Annotated in this window: 14 protein-coding genes and 2 pseudogenes; 7 read left to right on the plus strand and 9 right to left on the minus strand. The window is 72.8% G+C overall.

From position 1 onward, the window contains the following. The first annotated feature begins 56 nt into the window (after nucleotides 1–56). The 3 genes from M2271_RS19025 to M2271_RS19035 are packed head-to-tail and all read left to right on the plus strand — an operon-like array spanning nucleotide 57 to nucleotide 3339. Nucleotides 57–1190 (plus strand): glycosyltransferase family 1 protein, encoded by a 1134-nt coding sequence (locus M2271_RS19025; RefSeq protein WP_280888444.1) that lies wholly within the window; start codon nucleotides 57–59, stop codon nucleotides 1188–1190. Further along, a complete protein-coding gene (locus tag M2271_RS19030) occupies nucleotides 1187–2365 on the plus strand; it encodes a glycosyltransferase (RefSeq protein WP_280888445.1) in 1179 nt (392 codons plus the stop codon). The genes M2271_RS19025 and M2271_RS19030 overlap by 4 nt, the downstream gene beginning before the upstream one ends. Continuing rightward, the gene (locus M2271_RS19035; RefSeq protein WP_280888446.1) at nucleotides 2362–3339 is read left to right on the plus strand and encodes an SGNH/GDSL hydrolase family protein; all 978 of its coding nucleotides are present in this window, start codon (nucleotides 2362–2364) and stop codon (nucleotides 3337–3339) included. Before M2271_RS19030 ends, M2271_RS19035 begins: the two co-directional genes overlap by 4 nt. Before the next feature lie 4 nt (nucleotides 3340–3343). Here the strand turns inward: M2271_RS19035 and M2271_RS19040 are convergent, their stop codons facing one another. The 5 genes and pseudogenes from M2271_RS19040 to M2271_RS19060 form a co-directional block, all read right to left on the minus strand. Beyond that, nucleotides 3344–4216, minus strand: coding sequence for a biotin-dependent carboxyltransferase family protein (locus M2271_RS19040; RefSeq protein ID WP_280888447.1), 873 nt, complete (start codon nucleotides 4214–4216; stop codon nucleotides 3344–3346). Further along, complete coding sequence (gene pxpB / locus M2271_RS19045; protein ID WP_280888448.1) at nucleotides 4213–4896, minus strand: 5-oxoprolinase subunit PxpB; 684 nt, start codon at nucleotides 4894–4896, stop codon at nucleotides 4213–4215. Before pxpB ends, M2271_RS19040 begins: the two co-directional genes overlap by 4 nt. Continuing rightward, complete coding sequence (locus M2271_RS19050; protein WP_280888449.1) at nucleotides 4893–5651, minus strand: 5-oxoprolinase subunit PxpA; 759 nt, start codon at nucleotides 5649–5651, stop codon at nucleotides 4893–4895. The genes pxpB and M2271_RS19050 overlap by 4 nt, the downstream gene beginning before the upstream one ends. 16 nt (nucleotides 5652–5667) lie before the next feature. Next, a complete protein-coding gene (locus tag M2271_RS19055; RefSeq protein ID WP_280888483.1) occupies nucleotides 5668–6495 on the minus strand; it encodes a putative hydro-lyase in 828 nt (275 codons plus the stop codon). A 5-nt stretch (nucleotides 6496–6500) separates the two neighbouring features. Continuing rightward, a pseudogene (locus M2271_RS19060) lies at nucleotides 6501–6671 on the minus strand (MFS transporter); the annotation flags it as partial. A 209-nt stretch (nucleotides 6672–6880) separates the two neighbouring features. On the opposite strand from M2271_RS19060, the gene M2271_RS19065 reads away from it, so the two are divergent. The 4 genes from M2271_RS19065 (at nucleotide 6881) to M2271_RS19080 (ending at nucleotide 14904) form a co-directional block, all read left to right on the plus strand. Next, on the plus strand, nucleotides 6881–7576 hold the full coding sequence (locus tag M2271_RS19065) for a GntR family transcriptional regulator (protein ID WP_280888450.1): 696 nt from the start codon (nucleotides 6881–6883) through the stop codon (nucleotides 7574–7576). 100 nt (nucleotides 7577–7676) lie between these two features. Continuing rightward, entirely contained in the window at nucleotides 7677–9206 is a 1530-nt protein-coding gene (locus M2271_RS19070; protein ID WP_280888451.1) for a hypothetical protein, read from the plus strand. Between the two features lie 139 nt (nucleotides 9207–9345). Continuing rightward, nucleotides 9346–10236 (plus strand): hypothetical protein, encoded by an 891-nt coding sequence (locus tag M2271_RS19075; RefSeq protein WP_280888452.1) that lies wholly within the window; start codon nucleotides 9346–9348, stop codon nucleotides 10234–10236. A 42-nt stretch (nucleotides 10237–10278) separates the two neighbouring features. Then, the gene (locus M2271_RS19080; RefSeq protein WP_280888453.1) at nucleotides 10279–14904 is read left to right on the plus strand and encodes a hypothetical protein; all 4626 of its coding nucleotides are present in this window, start codon (nucleotides 10279–10281) and stop codon (nucleotides 14902–14904) included. Between the two features lie 94 nt (nucleotides 14905–14998). Here the strand turns inward: M2271_RS19080 and M2271_RS19085 are convergent. From M2271_RS19085 to solA, 4 genes and pseudogenes are all read right to left on the minus strand, one after another. Continuing rightward, nucleotides 14999–15837 (minus strand): annotated as a pseudogene (locus M2271_RS19085) (amino acid permease). A gap of 132 nt (nucleotides 15838–15969) precedes the next feature. After that, on the minus strand, nucleotides 15970–16179 hold the full coding sequence (locus M2271_RS19090) for a hypothetical protein (protein ID WP_280888488.1): 210 nt from the start codon (nucleotides 16177–16179) through the stop codon (nucleotides 15970–15972). Then, entirely contained in the window at nucleotides 16160–17287 is a 1128-nt protein-coding gene (locus M2271_RS19095) for an aromatic ring-hydroxylating dioxygenase subunit alpha (RefSeq protein WP_280888484.1), read from the minus strand. Before M2271_RS19095 ends, M2271_RS19090 begins: the two co-directional genes overlap by 20 nt. Nucleotides 17288–17376: 89 nt before the next feature. Beyond that, nucleotides 17377–18549, minus strand: a complete 1173-nt coding sequence (solA, locus tag M2271_RS19100; protein WP_280888485.1) for an N-methyl-L-tryptophan oxidase — start codon at nucleotides 18547–18549, stop codon at nucleotides 17377–17379. Nucleotides 18550–18571 lie beyond the last annotated feature (22 nt).

The raw sequence follows: 18571 nt of genomic DNA on the forward strand, positions 1-18571 counted from the left end.
TCGTCCGGACAGATCCACGTTGACGCGGCCACGTCCAGTACGGAGACAACACGGGTATGCGTGTCGTCATCGTGACCGAATCCTTTCCCCCCGATGTGAACGGCGTGGCCCACTGCGCGCTCCAGACCGCCCGGCACCTCGTAGATCGCGGTCACTCTCCGCTCGTCGTCGCGCCGGCCACCGCGGCCGGTTCCGGGCCCGGGGTCGACGCCCTGGCGCCCTGCCCTGTCATCCGTGTCCCCTCCCTCCCGCTCCCGGGCTACCCCCAGGTCCGTGTCGCCCTCCCCAGCCGGCGTGTGGCCGCGGCGATCGCCGAGCACCGTGCCGACGTCGTCCACCTGGCCAGCCCCTTCATCCTGGGCGTCCGCGGCATGGCCGCCGCCGCCCGGCTCGGCATCCCCGCCGTGGCCGTCTACCAGACCGATCTCGCCGGCTACGCCCGCACCTACGTCCACGCGGGCGAGGCGGCGGCCTGGCGCCGTATCCGCTCCGTCCACGCCGCCGCCGACCTCACCCTCGCCCCGTCCAGCCCGGCCCTGCACGACCTCCGGACGCACGGTGTGCCCCGGGTGAAACTGTGGGCGCGAGGCGTCGACACCGCCCGGTTCCGCCCCGAACTGCGGGACGAGGCGCTGCGTCGCGAACTCGCCCCGAACGGTGAGCTGATCGTCGGCTACGTCGGCCGGCTCGCCCCCGAGAAGCAGGTCGAGCTCCTGTCCGGTGTCTGCGGACTGGCCGGTGTCCGGGTCGTGGTGGTGGGCGACGGGCCGAGTCAGCCGTCGCTCACCGAAGCCCTGCCGGGCGCCGTCTTCCTCGGGCGCCGCACCGGCGACGAACTGGCCCGGATCTTCGCCTCCCTGGATGTCTTCGTGCACACCGGTCCCTTCGAGACCTTCTGCCAGACCGTGCAGGAGGCCATGGCGAGCGGCGTGCCCGTCGTCGCCCCCGCCGCCGGCGGCCCGCTGGACCTGGTCGCCCACGGGCGCACCGGCCTGCTGGTCCCGCCGCGCGACCCGGCCGCCGTACGGGACGCCGTGCGGGCCCTGGCCGCCGACGCCGGCCTGCGCGCCGAGTTCGGCACCAGCGCGCGCGCGACCGTCGAGGGACGCACCTGGGCGGCCGTCGGCGATCAGCTGATCGGGCACTACGAGAACGTCCTCGCCGCACGGCGGACGGTGGTGGCGGCATGAGCTCCTTGCGCATAGTGCGGCTGGCCAACTTCGTCGCGCCGGCGTCCGGCGGCCTGCGCACCGCGCTGCGCGAGCTCGGCAAGGGCTTCAAGGCCGCCGGGCACGAGCCGGTGCTGATCGTGCCCGGCGAGCGCGCGAGCGACCGCGAGACCGAGCAGGGGAGGGTGATCACCCTCCCCGGGCCGCTGCTGCCCGGCACCGGCGGCTACCGGGTCCTCACCGACAAGCAGCGGGTGGCCCGCCTGCTGGAGGAACTGGCCCCCGACCGCCTGGAGGTCTCCGACCGTACGACCCTGAGGTGGACCGGCAAGTGGGCGCGACGCGCCCGGGTCCCCGCCGTGATGGTCTCCCACGAGACCGCCGACGGCGTGCTGCGCACCTGGGGCCTGCCCGAGGGAGCGGCCCGGCGCACCGCCGACGCGCTCAACGTCCGTACCGCGCACACCTACGCGCGCGTGGTGTGCACCACGGAGTTCGCCGAGCGGGAGTTCGTGCGGATCGGGGCGCGGAACGTCGTACGGGCGCCCCTCGGCGTCGACCTGGTGCAGCGGCACCCCGCGCTGCGCGACCCCGGGCTGCGCGCCCGGCACGCGCGCGGGGACGAGGTGTTGCTGGTGACGTGCACCCGGCTGTCCGTGGAGAAACGGCCCGGCACCGCGCTGGACGCGCTGGAGGCGCTCGTACGGCGTGGTCGGAGGGCGGTGCTCGTGGTGGCCGGGGACGGGCCGCTGCGGTCGCGGCTCGAACAGCGGGCGCGGGAGCGCGGGTTGCCGGTGACGTTCCTCGGCCACGTCTCCGACCGCGGACTGCTGGGCGCGCTGCAGGCGTCCGCCGACGTGTGTCTGGCGCCGGGCCCGGCCGAGACGTTCGGGCTCGCCGCACTGGAGGCGATGGCCTGCGGCACACCCGTGGTCGCCAGTGCCTCGTCCGCGCTGTCCGAGGTGATCGGCTCCGCCGGGGCCGTCGCGGCGGACCACGGGGGAGCCTTCGCGGACGCCGTGGAGCTGCTGCTGGCCGGGTCCGTGCAGGAGCGCCGGGAGACCGCACGCGCGCGTGCGGAGTGCTTCGGGTGGGACACGGCGGTCGCGGGCTTCCTGCACGCGCACGACGCGGTGACCTCCGTACCCCCCGCGGTGCCCGGGGGCAGCTCGGTCGCGCCCGGGGGCGTGGCATGAGACCGCTGCGCTTCGTGGCGCTCGGCGACTCGCTCACCGAAGGGGTGGGAGACCCCGTCGGCGACGGGTGGCGCGGCTGGGCCGCGCTGCTCGCCGACGGGATCGCCGAAGGGGGCGTGGTGTCGGAGGGGCCTGCGGACTCGCGGGGGTCGGTGGTGTCGGACGGGTCTGTGGAGCTGCTGGGGTCGGTGGTGTCGGAGGGACCCGTGGAGCCGATGGGGTCCGTGGAGTCCCTGGAGACTGTGGAGTTCACCAACCTCGCGGTGAGCGGGTCGCAGTCGCGTGACGTGCTGGAACGGCAGCTGCCCGCCGCGCTGGCGCTGCGGCCCGATGTCGCCTCTGTCGTCATCGGCGTCAACGACACCCTGCGCTGCACCTTCGACATCCAGGCCGTGGCCGCCCGCCTCGATACCGTCTACTCGGCCTTCACCGAGCAGGGCGCCGTCCTGCTCACGGCCTGTCTGCCCGATCCCGGCGCGATGCTGGGGCTGCCGGGTGCCCTGGCGCGTCCGCTGGCCCGGCGGCAGCGGGCGGTCAACGCCGTCGTCCACGCGTTGTCCGAGCGGTACGGGGCCGTGCATCTGCACGCCTGTGAAGGTGCGTGGCTCACCGACCGTGCGATGTGGAGCGCGGACCGGCTGCACCCCGGTGAGCGGGGACACCGGCAGTTGGCCGTGCGCTTCCACGCGCTGCTCGCGGAACGGGGCCTCGCGACGGGGGCGGCTCCCTTGCCCGAGCCCGGGTTCCCCGCCCCCACCAGGTCGGCGAGCGTGTGGTGGCTGGCCACCGCCGGCACCGGCTGGGTGGCCCGGCGCTGCACCGATCTGCTGCCGCAGCTCCTGACGCTCGCCGTCGACGAGATGCGGCACCACGCGCGCGGGACGAGCGCCCGGCTCGACCTGCGGACCTCCGCGGCCGTGTCCGCGGCGCTCGCCGCGCTCTCGGTGGGTGAGCAGCAGCCGGACGCCGCCTGAGGGCTCAGCGGCGGCGTACGACCACGAACCGCACCGGCGTGCCCGGCACCGCCTGTGCGGCGGCCGGGAGGTCGGCGGCGCGGACGACCGCGATCACCGGGTAGCCCCCGGTGGTCGGGTGGTCGGCGAGGAAGACCAGGGGCCTGCCGTCGGGCGGGACCTGGACGGCGCCCAGCACCATGCCCTCGCTGGGGAGTTCGCCGGTCAGGGCCCGCTCCAGGGCGGGCCCTTCGGTGCGCAGTCCGATGCGGTTGCTCGCGGAGGACACCCGGTAGGTGCGCGAGGTGAAGGCCCGGACGGCGTCCGGCGTGAACCAGTCGTCGCGCGGGCCCAGGGTCACGCGCAGGACGAGTTCGGCCGGGGGAGCGGGCTGCGGAGCGACATCCACGCGCGCGTGCAGCAGCGCCTGAGGTGTTCCCAGGGGCAGCACCGCGCCGTCCGTGAGCGGGGGCGGGCCGAGGCCCGACAGCAGGTCCGTGGAGCGGCTGCCGAGTACCGGCTCGACGATGATCCCGCCGGAGACGCCCAGGTAGCTGCGTACTCCGGAGACGGCCGTTCCGAGATCCAGGAGCGCACCGGCGGGCATCCGCACCGGCGCGCCCCAGGCGACCGGGCGGCCGTCCAGCGTGACCGGGCAGGGCGCGCCCGCGACGGCCACGGTGACCTCCGAACGGGACCGTAGCGTGCAGCCGTCGAGGGTGGTCTCCAGGACGGCGGCGTCGGGCCGGTTGCCGACCAGCCGATTGGCGAGCGCCGCGGCCGACGCGTCCAGCGCGCCGGAGCGGGGTACGCCGAGATGGGCGTGCCCCGGGCGGCCCTGGTCCTGAACGGTGGTGAGGGCGCCGGCGCGCACGACGGCGAGCGCGCGGTCCGTCATGGCGTCCCCGCCGGTGCCGCGACCCCCGCCGGTGCCGCGACCCCTGCCGGGCCTGCCGGGCCTGCCGGGCCTGCCACGGGGACGAAGCGCACGCGCGTGCCCGGTGACAGCAACGCGGCAGGCACGCGTGCGTGGTCCCACAGCACGATGTCCGTGGTGCCGATCAGCTGCCAGCCGCCCGGCGACGAACGGGGGTACACGCCCGTGTACGAGCCCGCCAGCCCCACCGAGCCCGCCGGGACGGACGTGCGCGGAGTGGCCCTGCGCGGGACGTCGTAGCGCGCGGGCAGGCCGGTGAGGTAACCGAAGCCGGGGGCGAACCCGCAGAAGGCGACGCGGAACTCGGTGCCCGCGTGGATACCAGCCACCTCATCCTCCGGGACGCCCCAGCGCGCGGCGACTTCCGACAGGTCGGGGCCGTCGTAGCGGACGGGGATGTCCACGACCCGCCGGCCGCGCGGGGGAGCGCCGGGCACCTCTGAGGCGCTCAGTTCGCGCGCCAGGCGCTCGGCATCGTCCAGACCGTCCAGGAGGACCGTCCGGGCCGCCGGGACGATTTCGTGGACGGTGAGCAGGCCCGCCGCACGCCGCCGCACCAGCTCGGCGTGCAGGGCCTGGGCCTCCTCGTCCGAGGCCACCTCGACGAGCAGGGCGCCGTCGCCGACGGGCAGGGCCCTCATGCGAAGGCCTCCACGCGGACGCCCGAGGTCTCCAGCCGCTCCCGGACCCGGCGGGCCAGATCCACCGCGCCGGGCGTGTCCCCGTGCAGGCACAGGGAACGCGCGCGTACCGCGATGCGTGCCCCGGAGTGCGCGGTGACCTCGCCGGAGCGGGCCAGGTCCAGCGACCGTTCCACGACGGCCTCGGGGTCGGACACCACGGCGCCGCTCCGGCCGCGCGGCACGAGCGTGCCCTCGTCCGTGTACGCGCGGTCCGCGAACGCCTCCGTGACGGGCGGCAGGCCCGCCTCGTCGGCCAGCTCCAGGAGCCGCGAGCCGGGCAGCCCGAGCACCGGCAGCGTGGCGTCCGCGAGGAGCACGCCGGCCACGACCGCGCCGGCCTGCTCCTCGTCGTGCACGGCCCGGTTGTAGAGCGCGCCGTGCGGCTTGACGTACGACACGCGCGAGCCCGCCGCGCGTGCGAACACTTCCAGGGCGCCGATCTGGTAGGCCACTTCGGCCGTCAGCTCGGCGGACGGCACGTCCATCGCGCGCCGCCCGAACCCCGCCAGATCCCGGTAGGAGACCTGCGCGCCGATCCGTACCCCGCGCTCGGCCGCCAGCTCGCACACCCGGCGCATGGTGGCCGCGTCCCCGGCGTGGAAGCCGCAGGCCACGTTGGCGCTGGTGACGACCGTCAGCAACTGCTCGTCGTCGGTCAGCCGCCAGCGGCCGAAGCCCTCGCCGAGGTCGGCGTTGAGATCGATCGAGGTCATTCTTCGTCTCTCCTGCTCAGACCACGCGGTACTGCTCGTCGCGGGCGTCGGTGAGGAACATCTGGCCCGGTGCGTGGGTGATGGCGAACGGCGGGCGCGAAGCCATCACCGCGGCCTGCGGGGTCACACCGCAGGCCCAGAACACCGGAATGTCGTCCGGTCCGGCGTCCACCGGATCGCCGAAGTCGGGGCGGCCGAGGTCGTCGATGCCGAGTGTCGAGGGATCGCCGCAGTGTACGGGGCTGCCGTGCACCGCCGGGAGCAGACTGCTCTCCCTGATGGCGGCCGCCAGACGCTCCGGCGGTACCGGTCGCATGGACACCACCAGCGGACCGCGCAACCGCCCTGCCGGACGGCACTCACGACTGGTCACATACATGGAAACGTTGCGGCCCTGCTCGATATGCCGGATCGGGACGCCCGCCTCGGACAGCGCCCACTCGAAGGTGAAGCTGCAGCCGATCAGGAACGACACCAGGTCGCCCCGCCAGTGCGCGCGCACGTCCGTCGGCTCGTCCACCAGCTCTCCGTCCCGCCACACCCGGTAGCGCGGCAGGTCGGTGCGCAGGTCGGCGCCGTCCGCGAGGATCGTCGACCAGGAACCGGCGTCCGTGATGTCGAGCACCGGACAGGGCTTCGGGTTGCGCTGGCAGAACAGCATCATGTCGTACGCCCAGTCGGCGGGCACCGAGATCAGGTTGGCCTGGGTGTGGCCCGCCGCCACTCCCGCGGTGGGGCCCGTGAGCCCCGCCCGGAAGCGGGTCCGGGCCTCCCGCGGGCTCCACGCGCGCGCGTGCTCGTCGACGAGGGCGAGCGGGCGGTCGATCGCAGAGCGGCCTTCCACGCGGTTCACGCGAGCTCCTTTCCGCGCGTCTCCGACAGTCCCGGCAGAGCCAGGGCGCCGATGCGGAGCCCGGTCGTTGCGCCGAAGACCAGCGCGCCGCTCACACCCCGGCTGTCGGCCAGGGAGCCCACCGTGGTGGGGAAGACGACGCCGACAGTGCGGCCGGCGGTGTGCGTGTCGGCGGGAAGGGCCCGCGGTGGAGGGGGCGTGCTCATGGGCACCTCGCAGAGGGAGGACGGAGGGTGCGTGCGGAGTGAGCAGGGGCGAGCGGAAGCCGCGGCGCCGTCGTGAGTGGGCGGTGCCGTTCATACAAGATAGAGGATCGTTGAACGATCCTTCAATACCCATGTTGTTTCGTTCCTGTATCTGCGCTTGAATTCCGGGCATGGCAGAGCAGCTGACCGGACTGGCCGACGACCGCGCCCTCCTGGGCCGTACCAGCACCGCGGAACGCGTCTCGGACATCCTCAGGAGCCGTATCGCCGAGGGGTACTTCCCACCCGGAACCCGGTTGTCGGAGGACAGCATCGGCGGCGCGCTCGGGGTCTCCCGCAACACACTGCGCGAGGCGTTCCGATTGCTCACCCACGAGCGGCTGCTCGTCCACGAGCTGAACCGGGGCGTGTTCGTCCGGGAGCTGACCGTCGAGGACGTCGAGGACATCTACCGCACGCGCGGGCTTGTCGAGTGCGCTGTCGTACGAGGTCTCGGTGAGCCGCCGTACGGCCTGGACGGCCTCGCGGAGGCCGTGGCGGAAGGACAGCGGGCGGCGCGGGAAGGTGACTGGAACGCGCTGGGCACGGCCAATATCCACTTCCACCGGGAGCTGGTCGCGCTCGCCGGCAGCGACCGCACCGACGAGCTGATGCGCAGTGTCTTCGCCGAACTGCGCCTCGCCTTCCATGTGGTGGACGAACCGCGTCGGCTGCACGAGCCGTACCTCGCACGCAACCAGCAGATCCTTCGGGCGCTGGAGTCGGGGGACAGGCGCGAGGCGGAGAAACTGCTCGAGGTGTACCTCGACGACTCGCTGGAGCGCGTGGTCGAGGTCTACCGGCGTCGGGTCGGTGAGGAGGTTTAGCGGTGGCCCGGTGGGTCCGTTGCAGGTGTGACCACCGTGACGACGGGTCGCTTCTGCGTCGTTTGGGTCGTTGTCAGACCGAGGACCTAGTCTGTGCACCGTGACTTCGCCTGCATCGACGGACAGTGTTCCGCCCCAGCTCAGTGCGGGGCCGCGCCCCGCACCGGGGCCGGCCGCCGACGAGGGACTGGCGCGGCGGCTGCGTGCGCTCGCCTGCACCGCGCCGCTGCACGACCTCGACGCCCGCAAGGCCAACCTCGCCGGCGAGTACTCGGTGTACGGCATGGCTGAGGTGGCCCTGTCCGCCATCGATCTGGTCACACTGAACATGGACTTCGACACGGGCGCCGACCACGACCAGATCGTCGCCAGGCTCATCCCCCGCATCGCCGCCCAGGCCCAAGAGCGGCCCGTCGCCGAGCACGAGCGCGTGGCCCGCTGGGTCCTGGAGAACCTGATCAATGTCGGCAGCGTCGACCGCGGATTCCGCGCGGTCTACGGCACGTTCGCGGCGGACGGCACGTATGTGCGCCGTGACTACGACTTCAAGCTGATCGAGGAAGTGCCGGGGCCCGGCGGATCCGTGTATCTCCGCACGACGGACGAGGCGGTCAACGTCCTCGTCGGTGCCCTCGACACCGACGTCACCAGCGCGCAGATCGCCGCCGAGGTCAAGCTGGAGGTGCTGATCAGCCGGGGCCGCCTGGCCGACGCCCAACTGGCCGCCGAACAGGCCCGGTACCGCACGGTCCAGTACTCGGAGACCCTGCGGCGGGCGCTGGACGCCACCCGGCGCAACGTCCGCGCGGTGGACTGGCTCAACACCGTGCCCGACATGATCGCCGAGGCCCTCGACCACGTGGCCGACCGATACCGCCACGAGAACGCGATCCTCACGAACATCCGGAGAGCGCGTGACGAGTCCGAGGACCCCGAGCAGAAGAGGCGTGCCGCCGAGCTGGTGGACATCGTGAAGGACTGCATCCGGCGCCACACCCAGTTGCAGTCGCGGCTGCTGGAGGCCGGTCCGCTGTTCCGGGCAGAACAGGACCGGCAGGCCTTCGCCACGCCCATGACGACATCGGGGATCGATCTGTACGGCCATCTGCTCGCGCCTGTTCTCCCGTTGCCCCTGGAGCAGGCGGTCCGGGTCACGGACGCGTTCTTCTCCCGAGGGACCGGGTTGCGTACGCCGGTGTCGGTGCGGGTGGGCGACCTCGTCGACATACTGCTGACGCCGCCGATGGAGCGGGAGCATCTGGGCGCGGAGATGCCGGAGCCGGATCTCATCGCCACCCCTGACGACAGCCGGTTCAGCGAGGAGCAGCTGGCTGCGGCGACGGAACTCCTCGATCTGCCGGCGGATGCGCCACGGCGTCTTTCGGGGCTGCTCGCGGAGGCTCGGCGGACGGGCGACCCCGATCTTGCCTACCTGGTGGCCTTGTTGGCCGTCCATGCGGCCAGTCCGCCGGTCGGTACGGCCTATCGGCAGGGGGAGGAGAAGCTGGTGTTCGCGGTGGACGACGGGACGGAGCTCGATGATCCCGAGTTCGGCGGGGCCGATCTGATAGTGGGGACCGCTTTGCTGGATGTGGCGGGGATGGCCGCGGGCCGGACGGAGGCGGCCTGATGTCGTATGCGGCGGGCGGGCCCGCAGTGGCCTGTCGCGCCCGCCCGGCGGGGCCACGCATGTCACCCTCCCACGCCCCTGGGCGGGCAGTTGCCACCCCGTCCGCCACCCCTGTTTTCGAGTGCGAGGAGTTGTGGTCGTGAGCGAGCATGTCGAGTGGAGTGACACGGAGGCTCCCGCCCCTTCGGCGGCCGCGCCCGTCACCCCCGCCGACGCCGCCGACGCGGCTCGGCTTGTCGCCTTCGGACTGCAGCCCAAGGTGCAGCCCGCCCGCGACCAGGAGTACGCGGAACTGCTACGGCGCTACCGCGAGGACTCCCCCTTCGCGCGACTCGCCGACGCCGTGGCCGCCGGACTGGGGCTGGTCGTGCTGGAGGTGTCCCCGCGCGCGGGGATGGCGGTGACGGCCGCCGAGGACTCGGTGTTCGCCGTGCGGATGGGTGACTACGCGCGCCGGACATCCGCCGACGGCGGGGACCGGTTCCTGCACGGACTGGCGCATCTCGCGGTCGCCGCCATGGCGTTTCCGCGGCCCGAGGACCTGGCCGACGACGGGTACATCGGGCGGGTCTCGGTCAACGGCGTCGACGCGTTCGTCCGGCAGGCGTGCCGGCGTCTGGAGGAGCGCGCCGAGGTGCAGGGCGAGAACACCGACCCGGCGACCGAAGCCCCCGGTCTGGAGTCCGCCTGGCGGATCTGGGTCAGACGCAGCGCGGCCGGTGCCACCAAGGACGCGCGCCGGCTCGCCGGTTCCACGACCGGCATCGTCGGCAAGGCCGTCGCCTTCCTGACCGACTCCGGGTTCCTGCAGCGGACCGGGGACGACAACGGCGGCACGTACCGGACCACGGCCCGCTACCAGCTCCAGGTGCGGGACATGGCGGGCAGTGCCGCGATGGCCGAGCTTCTCGAACTGGGTGTCGTGCCGGTGACCGACGGGAGGCCGACGCTGCTGCCGCCCGAGGACACCGACGACCTGGAACTGGTGGCCGATGCCGGACTGCCGTTCCACGCGCCTTCCCAGCCCTGAATCCTGAACTTCCCCTCTGACGAAGACTTACGAGAGTCCGCCATGTACGAGCTGTCCCGGGTCCGCCTCTACTCCATCGGGCCCGCCGGTGCGCGCTACGCCGACACCGTGCTTGACCTGCGGGGCGTGGGCGCGCCCGTGCCCGACCCCGCGCCCACCCAAGCGGAGTTCTTCGAAGACGAGCCCGTCGGCCCGCCGCGCCGGCCCGCGCCCGCCGGAGTGCTCTTCCTGGAGAACGGCGGCGGTAAGTCCGTCCTGCTCAAGCTGATCTTCTCGGTGATGCTGCCCGGCCACCGCAACACCCTCGGCGGCGCGAGCTCCGGTGTGCTGCGGAAGTTCCTCCTCGCGGACGACTGCGGGCACGTGGCGCTGGAGTGGCAGCACGTGCTGACCGGCGAGTGCGTGGTGGTCGGCAAGGTGAGCGAGTGGCGGGGGCGCCAGGTCTCCAACGACCCGCGGAAGTTCGCCGAGGCCTGGTACTCGTTCCGGCCCGGACCGGGACTGAGCCTCGACAGCCTTCCCGTCGCCGAGTCCAGCGCCGTACGCCCGTCCGTCGAGGGGCAGTCGGGGGCGCAGGGGCGGCGGCGGACCATGAAGGGCTTCCGGGACGCCATCACGGAGGCCGGCAAGGTGTATCCGCATCTCGAGGTGCACTGGGAGGAGATCCACGACCGGTGGATCGAGCACCTCGGCGATCTCGGCCTCGACCCCGAACTCTTCCGCTACCAGCGGGAGATGAACGCCGACGAGGGCGAGGCCGCCGGTCTGTTCGCGGTGAAGAAGGACTCCGACTTCACCGACCTGCTGCTGCGCGCCGTCACCGACACCCGTGACACCGACGGCCTCGCCGACCTGGTCAGCGGCTTCGGCAACAAGCTGGGGCGGCGTGCCGAGCTGATCGCCGAACGGGAATTCACCGCCGGGTCCGTCGACCTCCTCGGGCGGATCGTCGAGGCCGCCGAGGCCCGCTCCAGCGCGCGGGACATCCACACCGGGGCCGAGCGCCGCACGCGGGCCCTGGCGCGTCGGCTGTCCGCGCGCGGAGCCCAGGAGCGCGTGCGCGCCACCGACCTCGCCCAGGGGGTCACCGCCGCCGCGGACACGGTCACGCAGGCCGAGGCAGCCCGCTGGCGCAGTGCGCTGATCGCCGCCGAACTGGCCTACCGGCACGCCTCGTTGGCGCTCGCCGCCGCCGAGAAGTCGGCCGCCGCACAGAAGCGCGAGCTCGCCGAGGCGCGCACCCTGCACTCCGCCTGGCAGGCCGCCGAGCAGGTGCTGCGCCACCGCGCCGCCGCCGACCGGGTCACCCGCGTGGCCGCCGCGATCCAGGAGGCCGAGCGGGACGCGGCCCCCGCCCTGTCTGCCCGCACCAAGGCCGCCGTCGACCTCGTACGAGCCCTGCACGCGGCGACGGAGAAAGCCGAGACCCTCGCCGACGAGGAGGAGGAGCGCTCCGGCGCTCTCCAGGAGGTCGGCGAGTCAGCGCACCGGGACTCGACCTCCGCCGCCACCGAGGCGCAGCGCGCCCGCAGTGAGGCCGGGCATCTGCGGCAGCGGCTGACCGAGGTCGGGCAGGAGACCGCCGAGGCGGTGCGCGCGGGCTGGCTCGACGACAGCGCGCCCGACGCCGACCCGGCCCGCGCGGCACTCGCCGCCAGCGACGCCGAGAAGGCGGCCGTCGCGGCTTGGGACACCGCCCGTGAGGCCTCGCGCCGGGCCACCGAGCACACGCGTGAGGCGGCCGCCGCCGAGTCCCGCGCGGAGCTGACGGCGGCCCGCGCGGAGGACGCGGCCACGGCGGCGGAACGGTCCCACGAGGCCGAGCGACGCCTCGCCGAGGCGCTGGCCCGTGAGGAGCGGCTCGCGGAACTGCTGAGCCTGACCGGCCGCGACACGCGTGCGTCCGTGGTGCCGCAGCCCCGCCGGAACACCGACGCCAACGCCGACGACGACCGGTCCGGGCTCACTCCCGAGGGCCTGGACCGGTTCGCCGACGAGCTGCGCGAACTCCTCGACGACGCCGTCTCCTCCGCCGAACGGCAGCTTTTCGAGCTGCGGACGGCCGCCGCCGACGACTCCCGGATCCTCGGCGCCCTCGGTGACGGCGGGCTGCTGCCGCCCGGACCGGACGTCCTGGCCACCGTGGAGTTCCTCGGCGAGCAGGGCATTCCCGCCCTGCCCGGCTGGCGCTATCTCGCCCAGGCCGTCGACCCCGTCGACCACGCGCGCGTACTGGCCGCCCGGCCGGAGCTGGTCGACGGCGTGATCATCACCGACCCGGCCACCCACGCGCGGGCCCGCGAGGCGCTGAGCGACGCGGCGCTGCTGCCGCGGTCGGCCGTGGCGGTCGGAACGGCCGCCGCCCTGCTCGCGCCCGCTCCGGCACCCGACTCCGGCAGCGGTGACGTCTTCCTCGTACCGCCGAACCCGGCCATGCACGACGAGCACGCCGCCGACGAGGAGCGGCAGGCGCTGCGCGCGCGGGCGACCGAGCGGGACGAGGAGATCCGTTCGCTGGCCGCGCGGCTCGGCAAGGACCGGGAGCTGGCGGCGCGGCTGACCTCCTGGCGTACGGGCTGCCCGGCCGGCCGGCTCGTCGAGCTGGGCCGAGCGGCCCATGACACCCGGGTGTTCGCCGAGGAGTCCGAGGCGGAACTGGCCGAGGCGCGGGCGGTACGCGCCGAGGCCGACGAAGCCGCCGCCGAGGCGACTCAGGTCCGCGACGAACGGCAGGAGGCGGCCCAGAAGGCCCGGCGCGCCGCCGACGCCCTCGCCGGACTCGCCTTCCGGTTGCGGGAGCGGGCCGGCTGGCAGGTCAAGCTACGCGAACTCGCCGACGAGGCGGCCGAGTCGGAGGCCCGCGCCCAGGCCTGCCTGGAGCGTGCCCGCGCCGCCGACGAGGACCGGCGCGCCGCCCAGCGCGCCGCCGACGACGCCCGCCGCACCGCCCGTGCGCTGCGCGGCGAGCGGTCCGAGATCGCCGGCGCCCCCGACGACGTACCGGAGAGCGGTACGGACGACCCCCAGGCGTCCCTGCCCGCCCTCCGCGAGGCGTATCGGGCCGCTTCCCAGCTGTACGAGAAGGTGGGCGTCGATGCCGATCTGCGGTCCGACCAGGCGCGGGCGGAGAGCGACGAGAGTGCCGCGCGGGCCGAGCTGGACCGGCTGAGCAACAAGGTCCGCACGCGTGCGGAGCAGCTTCTCCAGTCGCCCGACGGCTCCGACGGGCCCTCCCGGCAGGCCGCCGCCGCCCGCGCCGAGGAGCTGGTGCAGCTTCTGGAGACCCGGATGTCCAGCGCGAGCGAGCAACTCGGGCGCGTACGGGGTGAGGCCGAGCGGCATGCGCCCGAGGACGGCGAAACCCACACGGAGCTGGCCGAGGAGCAGCAGCCGCGCGACGCCGAGCACGCGCAGGCGCTGCTGCGCACGGCGACCGCCGAACTCGCGTCGCGCACCGAGGCGTTGAGCCGGGCCCGTCAGGCGCACACCGAGCTGCTGGACGCGCACCGCGCCGCCGAGGACGCGGCCGGCGGCTTCGACGAGATCGCCGCGATGCTCCGCGACCTGCTGCGCGAGCACGTCACGGAGGAGGAGCAGGGGGAGAACGAGCCGTATCCGGGCCGCCTGGAGGAGGCTCGGCAGTCCGCCGCCGATGCCCGCCGGTCCCTGCGCGGTTGCGCCGCCGACCTGTCGGCCGCCGAGTCCGCCGTGCGCGAGGCGAGCGACGTCCTCGTCCGGCACGCCAACTCCACGCGCTACGAGCAGGTCCGCACCCCCGCCCGGCAGCAGATCCGCGAGCTGCCCGCCGCCGCGCTGCCCGAGCACGCCCAGAAGTGGGCCGACGCCTTCGCGCCCCGGCTGAGGGTCCTCACCGACGAGTTGGCGCAGTTGGAGCGCAACCGCGACTCGATCGTGGACCGGCTCAGAGGGCTCGTGGAGTCGGCGCTGGCCACGCTCCGGTCCGCCCAGCGACTGTCCCAGCTGCCGGAGGGGCTCGGCGAGTGGTCCGGGCAGGAGTTCCTGCGCATCCGTTTCGAGGAGCCCGACCAGGCCACGCTCACCGAGCGGCTCGGCGAGGTCATCGACGAGGCGACCCGGGCGGCCGTCAAGAAGAACTCCGATCTGCGCCGCGACGGGATGTCCCTGCTGCTGCGCGGGGTCGGTGCGGCCCTTCAGCCCAAGGGCGTCGCCGTCGAGATCCTCAAGCCGGACGCCGTGCTGCGCGCCGAGCGCGTGCCCGTCGGACAGATGGGCGACGTGTTCTCGGGCGGCCAGCTGCTCACCGCGGCCATCGCCCTGTACTGCACGATGGCCGCGCTGCGCTCCAACGACCGGGGCCGCGACAAGCACCGCCACGCCGGGACGCTGTTCCTCGACAACCCGATCGGCCGGGCCAACGCGACCTACCTGCTGGAGCTCCAGCGCGCCGTGTCGGACGCGCTCGGCGTCCAGCTCCTCTACACCACCGGTCTGTTCGACACGACCGCGCTCGCCGAGTTCCCGCTGGTCATCCGGATGCGCAACGACGCCGACCTGCGGGCCGGGCTGAAGTACATCCGCGTGGAGGAACACCTCCGGCCGGGGCTTCCGCAGCAGGCCCCGGCCGGAGAAGGCGACGCGGTGCACAGTGAAATCACGGCGACCCGGATGTTCAAACGGCCCGCATAGCCGCTACCCGTCCTCCTTCGACAGATCCGCGCACTTCTCGCCGATCAACATCGTCGTGATGCACGGATTGGCGCTGACGAGTGATTGACCTCCGTCAGCCGGCCGCGGGGGTGGTGAGGGGAGTCGTGGTGGCCGTGGGCTGCAGCTGGTGCTCGGCGAGTACGCCGGTCCGGTGCCGCTGGACGAACCAGTAGTAGGCGAAGCCGCCGCCCATGATGACCGCGACGAACAGCACCGCGCCCCAGCGCAGGTACCAGTGGAACGGAGCGGTCGCGTTGTAGACCTCGGCGCGCGGCCAGATCAGGTTGATCGTCATGGCCGTTCCCCAGTCCACGGCGACGATGTTGACGAGCAGTCCCCAGCGGCCCAGCGAGAACTTGCCGTCGCCCGCGGGCTGCCACTTTCCGCGCAGCCGGGCCACCAGCCTGGGCGCGGTGACGCCGAGGCAGGCGAGGTAGATCATGATGATGCCGATGCTGGTGACGACGGTGAAGATCTGCGGCTGGCGGATGTTGACGATGAGGATCGCCACGGCGAGGACGCCGATGATCACCGCGGGGAGCACCGGGGTCTGGACGCGATCAACATCATCCAGCCGGCGAGCCAGCCCAGGTGCGGATTGCCTATCTTCTTCGACCAGTTGTAGACGGAGCCCGCGACGGGATACCGGGCGGCCAGCTCCGCGAAACAGAGAGCGACCATGAACTGGCCGAAGAAGACCATCGGCCAGGACCACCAGTAGGCGGGGCCGCCGCTGCCGTAGCCGAAGTAGAACAGCTGGAAGGTGCCGGTGAGAATCGAGACGTAGCTGATTCCGGCGGCGAAGGTGTGGAAGTTGCCGAGAGTGCGCTTGAGTTCGGGCTTGTATCCGAACTCGGCGAGTTCGGTGTCGTCGTGTCTGTGCGGGCCGGATGGTTGCTCGGTGGTCGTCATGAGCGGACTCCTGGTGTGGGCCGGAGGAGTGGGAGAAGGAGAAGGAGTGACTCGGTGCGGGCACGGGATCGGGGAGGGGGTGTACGCGCGGGGGTGATGTGCGGGCTGTTGCGCGTGGGTGTTCCCGTGGGCTCAGGCGAACCAACCTTGCGGTGTCGGGGCCGTGTTGCGCCAGATGTGCTTCGCCTCGCGGTACTCGGCGAGGCCCGAGGGGCCGAGTTCGTCCTTGCCGCCCGCCTCGTCCACGACCCCCACCAGAGAGTTGTCGGCGGGACAGCGGATCTCGCGGGTGCGCTCGTCCACCGCCCTGCGCCCCGCACCGTCAATGAACAGGTCCGGCATGACTGCCTCCCAGTTTCTCCACGAGCCACTCGTGGAAGGTCCCGATGTGGTGCTCGTTGGGGACCAACACACCACCCTTCCGGTACGCCCGCGACGCCATCGCCGGCTGCGTCCGTTCGCAGGCCTCAAAATCCTGCTCGTTGACCCGGTGGAACAACTCCACCGACTTCGACACGTCCGCCCCGGACTCCACCACCTCCGGCGCGTACAGCCAGTCGCACTCGACGACCGTGCGGTCCTCGGCCAGCGGGAACATGCGGTGCAGGATCACATGGTCCGGTACGAGGTTGATGAACACCGTCGGCTTCACGGTGATGGCGTAGTAGCGGCGGTCCTGGCTCTCGGAGACCGCGGGCAGCCTGGCGAAACCCTCACTGCCGTCGACGGTGAAGCCCTTGATCTCCTCGCCGAACCCGGCGCCGTGGCCCACGTAGTACTGGGCGGCGTAGCCGTCGGCGAACTCCGGTAGCACGTCGGTGAGTTCGGGGTGGATCGTCGCGCAGTGGTAGCACTCCATGAAGTTCTCGACGATCAGTTTCCAGTTCGCCTTCACGTCGTAGACGATCCGCCGGCCGAGGGCGAGGTGCTCGGTGCCGTAGTGCTCGATCGCGGCGGGGTCGCCGAGCCGCTCGACGGCAGCGTGCGGGACGGTGTCCTCGAAGGGCGGGGGCTCCTCGGCGAGGCACACCCAGGCGTAGCCCAGCCATTCACGCAGGGACACCTTGATCAATCCGTACTCGACACGGTCGATGTCGGGCATCTTGATCAAGTTGGGTGCGGCGATCAACGTGCCGTCGAGGTCGTACGTCCATGCGTGGTAGGGGCATTGGAAGGTGCGCCGGATCTCACCGGACTCCTCCCCGCACAGCCGGGCTCCGCGGTGCCGGCAGACGTTGAGGTAGGCGCGCAGCTCGCCCTTGCGGGTGCGCGCGATGAGGACGTTCTCGCGGCCGACCTGGACGGTGCGGAAGGCGCCCGGTGTGGCCAGGTCGGCGCTGCGGACGGCGCAGAACCACATCGACTCGAACACGCGCTCTTGTTCCCGACGGAAGATCTCCGGGTCGGTGTAGTAGTCACCGGGCAGGGTGGCGATCAGGCTGGGGGAGATCTGGCGGGCCGCGGAGACGGAGGTCGCGGAGACGGGGCTCTCGGGCGCGGGGTTCTCGGACGCGGGGGTCGTCGTCACGGGTGTGCTCCTCAGGCGGGCGCGGCGGTGGGCAGCTCGCGGATCTGCTGCCGGGCAGGGTCGAACAGGCCGATGGGGTGCTCGGTGCTGCCGGTCAGGGCCAGGTCGGCGAGGATCTCGCCGACCACGGGCACGAACTTGAAGCCGTGCCCGGAGAACCCGCAGGCCACGGTGACCGACTCCGGGTGCGCCGGGTGTCGGGCGATGACGAAGTGCTCGTCCGGGGTGGTGGAGTACATGCAGGTCGCGGCCTTGAGGAAGGTGCCGGGGAGGTCGGGGACGCAGCAGGCCAGGTGGTCGGCCATCGCCTTGATCTCGTCCTCGTGGACCGTCCGGTCGATGGTCTCCGGGGTGGTCACCTGCCCCTTGCGGAAGAAGGCGACCTTGGCGCCGAGGCCGGGGCCGTCGATGGAGGGGAAGCCGTAGACCTGGATGCCGGCCGCGTCCTCCCAGATGTAGATGGGGTGGTTCTCCGGCAGGAAGGGCTCGACCCCCTGCCTCGGCTGGAACCAGTACATGACCTGCCGTTCGATGGTGAACGGCACCCGGAGGTCGGTGAGCAGCTGCGGCGCCCACGCGCCCGGGCAGATCACCAACTGGGCGGCGGTGTAGGTGTTCTCGGCCGTGTGGACGCGAACGCCGTCCCGGTACGGCTCCCAGTGGGTCATCGGCTCCTCGAAGTGCAGGTCGGCGCCCTGCCGGGTGGCGAGCTGGAGGTGCGCGGCGACGGTGTTCTCAGGCCGCAGCAGACCGGCCTTCCGCTCGAACAGCGCCACCTCGTCGTCCTTCGGGGTGAGAGTCGGGAAGCGGCAGCGGATCTCCTTCGCGTCCAGCATCTCGTGCGGCAGGTCCCACTGCTGGGCGGAGAGCAGCGAGCCGGAGACGGTCTGGGAGTCGGGGCGGCCGACCATCACACCGCCGGGCAGGATCGCGATCTCGCGGCCGGTGGCCCGTTCGAGGTCCTCGTACAGCTCGTAGGCGCGCAACAGCAGTGGGACGTACGCCGGGTCCTCGAAGTACGATTGCCGGGTGATCCGCGAACCGCCGTGGCTGGAGCCGCGGTTGTGCACGGGGCCGAACTTCTCCAGCCCGAGCACACGGGCACCGCGCGCGGACAGATGGTGGGCGGCGGCGCTGCCCATGCCGCCGAGGCCGATGACGATCACGTCGTAGGTGGGGGACATTGTGGGGGACATGGCATTCCTC

The organism is Streptomyces sp. LBL, from assembly GCF_029893585.1.
In the GTDB taxonomy this organism is placed as follows: domain Bacteria; phylum Actinomycetota; class Actinomycetes; order Streptomycetales; family Streptomycetaceae; genus Streptomyces.